The sequence below is a fragment of the Mesorhizobium sp. SEMIA396 genome (genome assembly GCF_024518615.1).
In the GTDB taxonomy this organism is placed as follows: domain Bacteria; phylum Pseudomonadota; class Alphaproteobacteria; order Rhizobiales; family Rhizobiaceae; genus Mesorhizobium.
In genome coordinates this window covers 245,944-257,434 of record NZ_JANIFC010000002.1, presented here as the reverse complement: position 1 = coordinate 257,434, position 11,491 = coordinate 245,944, and the positions used below count along the sequence as shown (strand labels likewise).

General features: G+C 62.3%; 7 protein-coding genes. All 7 read right to left on the bottom strand.

Translation table 11 applies throughout. The features are described from left to right. Positions 1–145: 145 nt before the first annotated feature. Complete coding sequence (locus NP503_RS06135; protein WP_127269987.1) at positions 146–1,774, bottom strand: alpha-D-glucose phosphate-specific phosphoglucomutase; 1,629 nt, start codon at positions 1,772–1,774, stop codon at positions 146–148. Positions 1,775–1,777: 3 nt separating this feature from the next. Continuing rightward, positions 1,778–3,223, bottom strand: coding sequence for a glycogen synthase GlgA (glgA, locus tag NP503_RS06130; RefSeq protein WP_127269989.1), 1,446 nt, complete (start codon positions 3,221–3,223; stop codon positions 1,778–1,780). A 3-nt stretch (positions 3,224–3,226) separates the two neighbouring features. Next, entirely contained in the window at positions 3,227–4,492 is a 1,266-nt protein-coding gene (glgC, locus tag NP503_RS06125; RefSeq protein ID WP_127273144.1) for a glucose-1-phosphate adenylyltransferase, read from the bottom strand. Positions 4,493–4,527: 35 nt separating this feature from the next. Then, a complete protein-coding gene (glgB, locus tag NP503_RS06120) occupies positions 4,528–6,741 on the bottom strand; it encodes a 1,4-alpha-glucan branching protein GlgB (RefSeq protein ID WP_127268704.1) in 2,214 nt (737 codons plus the stop codon). Between the two features lie 107 nt (positions 6,742–6,848). Beyond that, positions 6,849–9,317 (bottom strand): glycogen/starch/alpha-glucan phosphorylase, encoded by a 2,469-nt coding sequence (locus tag NP503_RS06115; protein WP_127269993.1) that lies wholly within the window; start codon positions 9,315–9,317, stop codon positions 6,849–6,851. A gap of 233 nt (positions 9,318–9,550) precedes the next feature. Then, positions 9,551–10,333, bottom strand: coding sequence for an ATP-binding cassette domain-containing protein (locus tag NP503_RS06110; protein WP_164748811.1), 783 nt, complete (start codon positions 10,331–10,333; stop codon positions 9,551–9,553). Positions 10,334–10,335: 2 nt separating this feature from the next. After that, on the bottom strand, positions 10,336–11,397 hold the full coding sequence (locus tag NP503_RS06105) for an ABC transporter permease (protein ID WP_127269995.1): 1,062 nt from the start codon (positions 11,395–11,397) through the stop codon (positions 10,336–10,338). Between the last annotated feature and the right edge of the window lie 94 nt (positions 11,398–11,491).

The window sequence follows — 11,491 nt, the reverse complement described above, 5'->3', positions numbered from 1 at the left end:
CCCGCTTGGCAAGGACAGCGATCCTTCGCGCACCCCTCAACCGTCTCGGCGCTACGCGCCGATCCACCGCCCTGGGGCGAGCCACGGGTCTCGCCCCGTCCTTCGAACCCCACAAGGGGAGAAGGGAAAGCGCGAACCGCCACCCTCAAGTAATCACGCTTGGCTTGGGGCGGCCGGTATGGCTGTGAATCCCGGCAATATCATCGGCTGCGGCTATCAGATCGGCAAGGGCGGCCTGGGTGTCGAGGTCGTGCCTCGACTTGTCCGGCTCGTAACGTTCGATGTAGACGCGCAGCGTCGCGCCCGACGTGCCGGTGCCGGAGAGGCGGAAGACGACCCGCGAACCACCTTCGAACAGCACCCTGATGCCCTGATGCTCGCTGATCGAACCGTCGACCGGATCGCGATAGGCAAAATCGTCGGCGCTGGCGATTTTCATGCCGCGAGCGCTGGTACCCGGCAGCGCGCCGAGCTTGGCGCGCAGTTCGTCGACCAATGCGTTGGCGCGGTCGCTCTCAACCTCTTCATAATCGTGCCGCGAATAGTAGTTGCGACCGTAGGTCGCCCAGTGCTCAGTGACGATCTGCTTGCAGCTTTCGCCGCGCGCGGCAAGGATGTTGAGCCACAAAAGCACCGCCCATAGGCCGTCCTTTTCGCGGACATGGTTGGAGCCGGTGCCCGCACTCTCCTCGCCGCAGATCGTCGCCATGTCGGCATCCAGCAGATTGCCGAAGAACTTCCAGCCGGTCGGCGTCTCATAGAGGGCGATGCCGAGTTTTTCAGCGACGCGGTCGGCAGCGCCACTGGTCGGCATCGAGCGGGCGATACCCTTCAAACCGGCCTTGTAGCCGGGCGCCAGGCGGGCATTGGCGGCGAGCATGGCAACTGAATCCGACGGGGTGACGAAAATGCCCTTGCCGATGATCAGATTGCGGTCGCCGTCGCCATCCGAGGCAGCGCCGAAATCCGGCGCGTCCGGTCCCATCATCTCGTCATAGAGGTGCTTGGCATGGACGAGGTTCGGATCCGGGTGATGGCCGCCGAAATCCGGCAGCGGCTTGAAATTGCGGCAGGTGCCGTTGGGCGCGCCAAGCCGGTTCTCCAGGATCTCCTTGGCGTAGGGGCCGGTCACCGCGTGCATGGCGTCGAAGCGCATGCGGAAGCCGGATTTGAACAGTTTGCGCAGGGCATCGAAATCGAACAGGCTTTCCATCAGTTCGGCATAGTCGGCGACCGGGTCGATGATCTCGACCGTCATGCCGGCGGCCTTGACCGTGCCTGTTGTGTCGATGTCGATCGGATCGATATCGGCGATCTTGAAGCTTGAGATTGTCTTGGTTTTCTCGAACATCGCGTCGGTCAGCTTTTCCGGCGCCGGGCCGCCATTGCCGGCATTGTACTTGATGCCGAAATCCTCATGCGGGCCGCCGGGATTATGGCTGGCCGACAGGATGATGCCGCCAAAGGTCTTGTACTTGCGGATGACATGCGAGGCGGCCGGCGTCGACAGGATGCCGCCCTGCCCGACCATCACCTTGCCGAAGCCGTTGGCGGCGGCCATGGCGATGGCCTTCTGGATGACCTCGCGATTGTAGAACCGGCCGTCACCGCCAATCACCAGGGTCTTGCCCTTGAAACCGTCGAGCGCGTCGAAGATCGACTGGATGAAATTCTCGGCATAGTGCTCCTGCTGAAAGACAGGCACCTTCTTGCGCAGGCCCGACGTGCCGGGCCTCTGGTCGGAATAAGGCTTGGTGGGGACGGTCCGTATCATGCTTCAGGCAACCCTTTTCGAAAGTAGCGAGCGATAGAGTTCGACATATTTTTCGGCGCTCTTGTCCCACGACACATCGGCCTTCATGCCCTGGCGCTGCAGCGATTCCCAGACCGTCGGACTGGCATGGGCGTCGACGAGGCGGCGGATGGCGTGCAGCAAGGCACCGCCATTGTTGGGCGCGAACTGGAGGCCGGTGGCGACACCGGCAGAGACGGCGGCCTCATTGGCGTCGATGACCGTATCGGCGAGGCCCCCGGTGCGCGCGACCACCGGCACGCAGCCATAGCGCAGGCCGTAAAGCTGCGTCAGCCCGCACGGTTCGAAGCGCGAGGGGATGACGATGGCGTCACAGCCACCCTGCATGATGTGCGACAGCCCCTCATCGTAGCCGACGACCACACCGATACGGCCGCGATGCCGGGCGGCAGCGGCAAGCAGCGCGCCTTCGAGACCAGCATCGCCCGATCCTAGGATGGCCAGCCGCGCGCCAGTGGCAACGATGCCGTCGATCACCAGCGCCAGTATGTCCATCCCCTTCTGCCAGGTCAGCCGGCTGACCACGCAGACGATCGGGCTGTCGTCACGCTCAAGACTGAAGCGGTCCTCCACGGCAGTCCTGTTGGGCGCGCGCGCCTTCAGTGTGCTCGCCTTGTAGGGGGATACCAGATGCTTGTCGGTTTCCGGATCCCAGATGCCGGTGTCGATGCCGTTGACGATGCCATAGAGATCGCTGGAGCGCATGTTGATGAGGCCGTCGAGACCCATGCCGAATTCCGCCGAGCGGATCTCCTGCGCGTAGGTCGGGCTGACCGTGGTGATCGCCCAGGCGGCCTGCAGGCCAGCCTTGAGGAAGCCGACACCACCATAATATTCGACGCCGTCGAGCGCCATCGCCGCCGCCGGCAAGCCGAGTTCACCGAAGATGCCGGCGCCGAACTGGCCCTGGAAGGCGAGATTGTGGACGGTCATCATCGAGGGAATGCCAACTGCCTTGCCGTAGCGCATGTAGGCCAGGGTCATCGCAGACTGCCAGTCATGGGCATGGACGATGTCGGGCTGGTAGCCCGAGATGGCGCCGCCGGCGATATCGCCGCCGACCTGGCTTAGTGCTGCGAAGCGCCGCCAGTTGTCTGGCCAGTCCACGCCGGTGGCATTGCCGTAGGGACCGCCGGGACGGTCGAACAGATGCGGCGCATCGAGCACGAACAGTTCGAGCCCGGCGAGTTGGACTGAATGGACGGAGGCCTTGCCGCCCTGCAGCAAGGGATATTGCAGAACCGCCCGCTTCTTCTTGAAGGCGGCCATGACGGTCGGAAAGCCCGGGATGAGCGTGCGCACGGTCACGCCCTTGGCCGCCAAGGCGATGGGCAGCGCGCCGGTCACGTCGGCAAGCCCTCCGGTCTTGATCAGCGGAAAGATCTCGGGCGTGACCGACAGAACCTGCATGCGTTAGAGCCCTAACTTGTCGATCATGTCCTGCGTGACCAGGCAGATGCCCTTTTCGGAAACGCGGAAGCGCTTGGCGTCGAGAATAGGATCTTCGCCGACCACCAGCCCTTCCGGTATCCTAACACCATGGTCGATGACCACGCGCTTCAACTTTGCGTTCCGGCCGACATGAACGTCGGGCAGCATGACGACTTCTTCCAGCGTCGAATAGGAATTGATGCGCGCGCCGGTGAAGATCAGGCTTTTTTTCAGCGAAGCCCCCGAGACGATGCAATCGCCCGAGACAAGCGAAGACACAGCCGAACCGCGGCGGCCATCCTCGTCATGCACGAACTTTGCCGGCGGCTTCAATTCGGCATAGGTCCAGATCGGCCAGTCGCGGTCGTAGAGATCGAGCTCGGGCGTGATATCGGTCAGGTCGATATTGGCTTCCCAATAGGCATCGACCGTTCCGACGTCGCGCCAGTAGGCTTCGTTCTCGGCGGTCGAGCGGACGCAGGATTTAGCGAAGCGATGCGCGATCGCCTTACCGTGCTGGACGATATAGGGGATGATGTCCTTGCCGAAGTCGCGGCTTGAGCCCGCCTCGGCCGCATCGCGGCGCAACTGCTCCATCAGGAATTTGGTCTTGAAGACGTAGATGCCCATCGAAGCCAGCGCGAATTCCGGCTTATCGGGAATGCCGGGCGGATCGGCGGGTTTTTCGACGAAGGCGATGATGTTGTCCTTGGCATCGACATGCATGACGCCGAAGCCGGTGGCTTCCATGCGCGGCACTTCGAGGCAGCCGACGGTGACGTCGGCATTGGCGTCGACGTGCTGGCGAAGCATCATCTCGTAGTCCATCTTGTAGATGTGGTCGCCGGCCAGGATGACCATGTATTCGGGGCCGTAGGCCTCAATGATGTCGATGTTCTGATAGACGGCATCGGCGGTGCCTTCATACCACTGCGTTTCCGAGACGCGCTGGCTGGCCGGCAGGATGTCGAAACTCTCGTTTCGTTCAGGGCGCAGGAAGTTCCAGCCGCGCTGCAGATGGCGGATCAGCGAATGTGCCTTGTACTGGGTGGCGACGCCGAGGCGTCGAATGCCGGAGTTAAGCGCGTTGGAGAGCGCGAAATCGATGATGCGCGTCTTGCCGCCGAAATAGACGGCCGGCTTGGCACGCCGATCGGTCAGTTCCTTGAGGCGGCTCCCACGGCCGCCGGCCAATACATAGGCCATGGCATCGCGCGCCAGCGGCTGGGTCCGTTTCAAGTCTGCCATTTCTACCCTCCCAAGTTACTCGATATCGACATGGCTCAGTCGGCAACGAGTTCAAGCATGATCGTCGACAGCGGCGGCAAAAGCATCGTCGCTGAGATGTTTCCTCCCTCCGCCCGCGCCTCGACCATGCCGCCATTGCCCTTGCCGGAACCGCCATATTCCGAAGCGTCGGTGTTGATGATCTCGCGCCATTTGCCTGATTTCGGCAACGGCACGCGATAATTGTCACGCGGCACCGGCGTGAAATTGGAAATGACGGCCACCGGGCTGCCGCCCGGTGCGCTGCGCAGCCAGGCAAAAACCGAATTCTGGCTGTCATCGACGATCAGCCAGGAAAACCCTTCCGGCTCACAATCACGGCCATGCAGTGCCGGGCGCGAACGGTAGAGATAGTTGAGATCGCGCACCGTCTGCCAGACGCCGCGATGCGGCCGGAATTCAAGCAGGTTCCAGTCGAGCGCGCGCGCCTCGCTCCATTCGCGGCGCTGCGCGAACTCCTGCCCCATGAAAAGCAGCTTCTTGCCGGGATAGCCCCACATGAAAGCGTAGTAGGCGCGCAGCGTCGCAAACTTCTGCCAGTCGTCGCCGGCCATCTTGCCAAGCAGCGTGCCTTTGCCGTGCACAACCTCGTCGTGCGAGAGCGGCAGCACGAAATTCTCCGAAAAGGCGTAGGTCAGGCCGAAGGTGAGGTCGTTGTGGTGGTGTTTTCGGAAGATCGGTTCCTTGGAGAAATACTCCAGCGTGTCGTGCATGAAGCCCATATTCCACTTGAAGCCGAAGCCCAACCCGCCTTCATGCACCGGTGCCGAGACCTTCGGCCAAGAGGTCGATTCCTCGGCGATGGTCATCACGCCCGGATGGTGGCCGTAGACCTCCTTGTTCATCTTCTGCAGGAAGCTGACCGCCTCGAGATTCTCGCGGCCGCCTTTCTCGTTGGGGATCCATTCGCCGGCCTTGCGCGAATAGTCGAGGTACAGCATCGAGGCGACCGCATCGACGCGAAGTCCGTCGACATGGTATTTCTCGGCCCAGAACAACGCATTGTTGACCAGGAACGACACCACCTCGCGGCGGCCGAAATTGTAGATCGCGGTGTTCCAGTCGGGATGAAACCCCTTGCGCGGATCGGCATGTTCATAGAGCGCGGTGCCATCGAAATTGGCCAGGCCGTGCTCATCGACCGGGAAATGCGCGGGCACCCAGTCGAGAATAACGCCGACGCCGGCACGGTGGGCGCCGTCGACGAAGCGGGCAAAGCCGTCCGGATCGCCAAAGCGGGCCGATGGCGCGTAGAGGCCGGTCGTCTGGTAGCCCCAGGACGGGTCATACGGGTGTTCGGAGATCGGCATGAATTCGATATGGGTGAAGCCGGTCTCGACCACATAGGGGATCAGCCGGTCGGCCAGTTCGTCCCATGACAGGAACGTACCGTCGTCGCGAAGCTGCCAGGAGCCGGCATGGACCTCGTAGATCGAAATGGCTTCGCGCCGGTGATCGGCATTGCGCCAGAAATTGCGATGCGCCTCGTCGCCCCACTCATGCGCCGGCGGCACGGCCACGACCGAAGCGGTGGCCGGACGCAGTTCGGACTTGAAGGCGAACGGATCGGCCTTCAGCGGCAGCCTGACGCCGTCGGGGCCGATGATCTCGTATTTGTAGGGCCGGCCGGCACCGATATCGGGAATGAACACCTCCCAGATGCCGGTGTCGCGGCGATCCCGCATCGAGTGCCGGCGGCCGTCCCATTCGTTGAAATCGCCGACCACAGAGACACGCCGCGCATTGGGAGCCCAGACGGCGAAATGCACGCCCGTGGCGCCTTCGTGCTCGATGACATGGGCGCCGAGCTTGTCGAACAGCCTGAGATGCGATCCCTCGGCGATGTAGTAGTCGTCCATCGGCCCGAGCACCGGACCGAACGAATAGGGATCGGTCAGCCACCAGTCGCCGCCGGCATTGCGCGCGTGATAGCGAAGCGGCTGCCGCTTCTTGATCGAGAGCTTGCCTTCGAAAAAGCCGCCATCGTCGCGCCTGGACAATTCACCCGCGATGATGCCGGTCAGCGTATAGGCAGTGACGAATTCGGCATTCGGAACAAAGCAGCGGGCCACAAAACCCTTCCCAGCCTCCTGAACACCGAGAACGGCAAACGGATCGCCATGCGTGCCGGCAACAATCGCCGCAACATCGCTGGCTGCCGCCAGTCCGTCCGGCCCGCTTGTCGCAGCGGTCGCGCGCGGCTTCTTCATCAGGCAGTGTCCCTCCCCAGGCACCGAGTGTTTGTTTCTAGTGGTGTGATCCGACTTTCAAGTTCACACCACCGGGACCACATTGTTTGCGGCCTCATGCAATCACATCAGGCAGGCACGTTCCAGATTTCTTTCGCATATTGGCGGATCGTGCGATCGGAGGAGAACCAGCCGACACGCGCCACATTGCGGATTGCCCTGGCGTACCAGTCGGGACTGTTGCGCCAGACCGCATCGACCTCGCGCTGGGCGGTGGCATAGGCATCGAAATCGGCGGCGACCATGAACCAGTCGCTGTTGTAGAGGCCGTTGACGAGGTCGCGGTAACGCTCCGGATCGTCCGGCGAGAAGACGCCCGACGAGACGGCAGCGACCGCTTGCGCCAGCTCAGATGATCCCTCGATGACGGCGCGAGGGTCGTAACCGTTGTTGCGCCGCTCGGCGACCTCGGCGGTGGTCAGGCCGAAGATGAAGATGTTGTCGTCGCCGACGCATTCCTTGATCTCGACATTGGCACCGTCGAGCGTGCCGATGGTCAGCGCGCCGTTGAGCGCGAACTTCATGTTGCCGGTGCCCGACGCTTCCATGCCGGCGGTCGAGATCTGCTCGGAAAGGTCGGCAGCCGGCATCATGATCTCGGCCAGGCTGACATTGTAATTCGGCAGGAACACCACCTTAAGCAGACCGCGCACGGCCGGATCGCGGTTGATGACTTTTGCGACATCGTTGGCGAGTTTGATGATCAGCTTGGCATTGTGGTAGCTGGGCGCCGCCTTGCCGCCGAAGAATTTCACGCGCGGCATCCAGTCGCGCTCGGGGTGCGAGCGGATCTGGTCATAGAGCGCGATCGCCTCGAGAATGTTCAGAAGCTGGCGCTTGTATTCGTGGATGCGTTTGATCTGGATGTCGAAAAGCGCCGAAGGATCGACCTTGATGCCGAGCCGGTCGGCGACGAGGTTGGCCAATCGCGCCTTGTTGGCGCGCTTGACGGCGGCGAACTTGTCGCGAAAGGCGGCATCGCCGGCGAAACCGTCGAGATCCTTGATGGCGTCGATGTCATCGAGAAAACGGTCGCCGATCGCCTCGCGGGCGAGCGACGTCAGTCCGGGATTGCATTGGATCAGCCAGCGCCGCGGCGTGATGCCGTTGGTCTTGTTGTTGATGCGATCGGGATAGAGCTTGTGCAGGTCGGCGAACACCGTCTCCTTCATCAGGTCGGTGTGAAGAGCCGAAACGCCGTTGATGGAATGCGAGCCGACAAAGGCCAGATTGCCCATGCGCACCCGGCGATCGCCATTTTCCTGGATCAGCGAGATGCGGCCAATCTGCTCGTCCGAGAACTGGTTGGAAGCACGCGCCTCCAGAAGCACTTCAGCGTTGATGGCATAGACAATCTGCATGTGGCGCGGCAAAAGCCGCTCGAACAGCGGCACCGGCCAGCTTTCCAGCGCCTCGGGCAGCAGTGTGTGGTTGGTGTAGCCGAAGGTGCGCTGGGTGATATCCCAGGCCTGGTCGAAGTCCATGCCGTGGACGTCCATCAACAGGCGCATCAACTCCGGCACGGCGATGGCCGGATGGGTGTCGTTCAGGTGGATCGCAGCCTTGTCGGGCAGCGACTTCAGGTCGCCATATTGGCTCAGATGACGCTGCACGATGTCCTGCAGCGAGGCGGTGGAGAAGAAATACTCCTGCCGGAGCCGCAGTTCCTGCCCGGCCTTGTGGGAATCGGCGGGATAGAGCACGCGCGACAAGGCATCGGCCTTGTTGCTTTCGGCGAGCGCGCCGATGTGGTCGCCGGCATTGAATTTGTCGAGCAGGATCGGATCGATCGGCATGCCCGACCAGAGCCGCAGCGTGTTGACGCGATTGGCCCGCCAGCCGACGACGGGCGTGTCATAGGCGACGGCCAGCACATGCTCGGTCGGCTTCCAGACATGGCGTTCGAGGCGGCCGTCCTTGGAGGTGATCGATTCCACCGAACCGCCGAAACCAACCTCGAAGGAGCGTTCGCGACGTTCGAATTCCCACGGGTTACCGTGATCAAGCCAGGTCTCTGGCAGTTCGACCTGCCAGCCGTCGTGAATCTCCTGCCGGAACATGCCATTGGCATAGCGAATGCCGTAGCCATGCGCGGGAATGTCGACGGTCGCCATGCTTTCCATGAAGCAGGCCGCGAGCCGCCCGAGACCGCCATTGCCGAGCGCCGCATCGGGCTCGAGTGCTGCAATCAAGTCGAGGTCGACACCCAACGACGACAGCGCCTCGCGCATGTTGTCCATCAGGCCCAGATTGGAGAAAGCATCGCGCATCAGGCGGCCGATGAGGAATTCCAGCGACAGATAATAGACGCGCTTTTCCTTCTGGTCGTAAGCCTCTCTCGTCGCCTGCATCCAGTGATCGACGATCCGGTCGCGCACGACCTTGATCGAGGCGGTTAGCCAGTCGTACTGGGTCGCAACGGTGGTGTCCTTGCCGACCCTGTATTTGAGGGCAACCAAGACTTCACGTGCGAGCGTCTTTGGGTCAGGATTTTCGAGCAGTGGCGGAAGGGGTTCGGATGTCATCGCGCTCGTCATGATGCCTCTCGTGCGGTTGCCATGATCATACCGGCTTTCATCGCTCCTCCCAGCCCATGCTAGCTGATACCGCCAACTATTCAATCGATTTAAACAGGTTCGATCCGGCTTGCCCCCTGCGGCAATTTGGCAATTCTGAAGTGTGACGCGCCAAGACGGCCCGCGCGCCGCGCTTCAAATCCCTGTTCCGTGCTTGCCGTGTCGCCATGCGCCAGCCACTTGGGCGACATGTATCAAGCCGCCAGCGCCGCCTCCGGCGGGGCCTTGGCTCCTGTCATGAAGGCGACGGCGTCGGACATCGTATATTGCTTGGGGTCGATGACGGCGAGGCGACGGCCCAGCCGATGGATGTGAATGCGATCGGCCACTTCGAAGACATGCGGCATGTTGTGCGAGATCAGCACGATCGGGAGGCCGCGCTTCTTGACGTCGAGGATCAGCTCGAGCACGCGGCGGCTTTCCTTGACGCCAAGGGCGGCTGTCGGCTCGTCCATGATCACCACACGACTGCCAAAGGCGGCCGCACGCGCCACGGCAACGCCCTGCCTTTGGCCGCCCGAGAGCGTCTCCACAGCCTGGCTGATGTTCTGGATGGTCATCAGGCCAAGTTCGGTAAGCTTGTCGCGGGCGCGCTTTTCCATCGCCGGGCGATCGAGCATGCGAAGCCAATCGCCCAGAAAACCCGGTTTACGGATTTCGCGGCCAAGGAACATGTTGTCGGCGATCGACAGCGCCGGCGACAGCGCCAGGTTCTGGTAGACGGTCTCGATGCCGGCTTCGCGGGCCTCCATCGGCGATTTGAAGGAGACGGGTTTTCCTTCGAGCCGGATCTCGCCTTCATCGGGCGCGGCAGCGCCGGAAATCGCCTTGATGAGCGACGATTTGCCGGCGCCATTGTCACCGATGACAGCAAGGATTTCGCCGGGGTAGAGGTCGAAGTCGGCGTTGTCGAGGGCGGTGACGCGGCCGTAGCGCTTGACTAGGCCACGCGCGGTGAGAATGGGTTCCTGGGTCATGGTCATGCCGAAACCTTTCTGATCCATTGGTCGACCGCCACGGCGCCGATGATCAGCACACCGGTGAGCAGCACCTTCCATTGCGGATCGGCGCCCAGCATGTTGAGGCCCATGGAGACGACGCCGACGATCATCGCGCCGAACAGCGTGCCCAGGATCGAGCCGCGTCCGCCGAACAGGGAAATACCGCCGATCACCGTCGCGGTGATCGCCTGGAGATTGTAGTCGGTGACGGCAGCCGACGGCGAGATCGAGCCGTTGCGACCGATAGAGACCCAGGCAGCGAAAGCGGCGATCAGCCCGGCAAGGGTGTAGACCGTCATCAGCACCTTCTTGGTCTGGATGCCCGACAGCTTCGCCGCCTCCTGATCATCGCCAACGGCGTAGACATGGCGACCCCATGCCGTGTGATTGAGCACGTACCAGAGGATCATCACGAGCACGACCGTGGCAATGACGCCGAGCGTCAGCACCGCCGTGCCGACCTTGAAGCTGATGGCAAAGAGATGCAGGAGCGGCGCCTGGGTGTCGACGTCGGTGTCGCGGATCGTCTCGTTGGCCGAATAGATGAAGTTCGTGGCCATGACGATGTTCCAGGTGCCAAGCGTCACGATGAAGGGCGGCAGCTTCATGTAGGCGACGAGCACGCCGTTGAGCAGCCCGCATGCCGCGCCGGCGGCAAGCCCGATCGCCACGGCGAGCGCGCTCGGCATACCGTAGCTGACCGCGCAATTGCCCATGATCACCGCTGAAATCACCATGATCACGCCAATCGACAGGTCGATGCCCGCGGTCAGGATGACCAGCGTCTGCGCAGCACCCAGAATGCCGATAATGGCGATCTGCTGCAGGATAAGCGTCAGCGTGTAGGACGAAAAGAACCGCCCACCGATGGTGATGCCGAAAACGATGATCGCCAGAACCAGGACGATCAGCGGCACTGCGGCCGGCGTCGAATGCAGGAAATGCTGGATGCGCTTGACGGCCGATTTGTGCTCGTCGAAAGCGGCAACGCTTGTGTCGCTGCTCGAAAGAACTTTCTCGAATTCCTGAGCTTGAGCCATGTTTTCTCCCCGAAGGCTTCAGCCAAACGCCGACGCCAGTCCACGCCTTTCCGGTCTGTCGCCGGGATTGTTCGCGGTCACGCGAGCCATCGTC

Bases quoted from the DNA above. Each gene is read 5' to 3' on its own strand.
- glgC (WP_127273144.1), bottom strand. From the start codon at position 4,492: ATGGCAGACTTGAAACGGACCCAGCCGCTGGCGCGCGATGCCATGGCC.
- glgB (WP_127268704.1), bottom strand. From the start codon at position 6,741: ATGAAGAAGCCGCGCGCGACCGCTGCGACAAGCGGGCCGGACGGACTG.
- NP503_RS06110 (WP_164748811.1), bottom strand. From the start codon at position 10,333: ATGACCCAGGAACCCATTCTCACCGCGCGTGGCCTAGTCAAGCGCTAC.
- NP503_RS06105 (WP_127269995.1), bottom strand. From the start codon at position 11,397: ATGGCTCAAGCTCAGGAATTCGAGAAAGTTCTTTCGAGCAGCGACACA.
- NP503_RS06135 (WP_127269987.1), bottom strand. From the start codon at position 1,774: ATGATACGGACCGTCCCCACCAAGCCTTATTCCGACCAGAGGCCCGGC.
- NP503_RS06115 (WP_127269993.1), bottom strand. From the start codon at position 9,317: ATGACGAGCGCGATGACATCCGAACCCCTTCCGCCACTGCTCGAAAAT.
- glgA (WP_127269989.1), bottom strand. From the start codon at position 3,223: ATGCAGGTTCTGTCGGTCACGCCCGAGATCTTTCCGCTGATCAAGACC.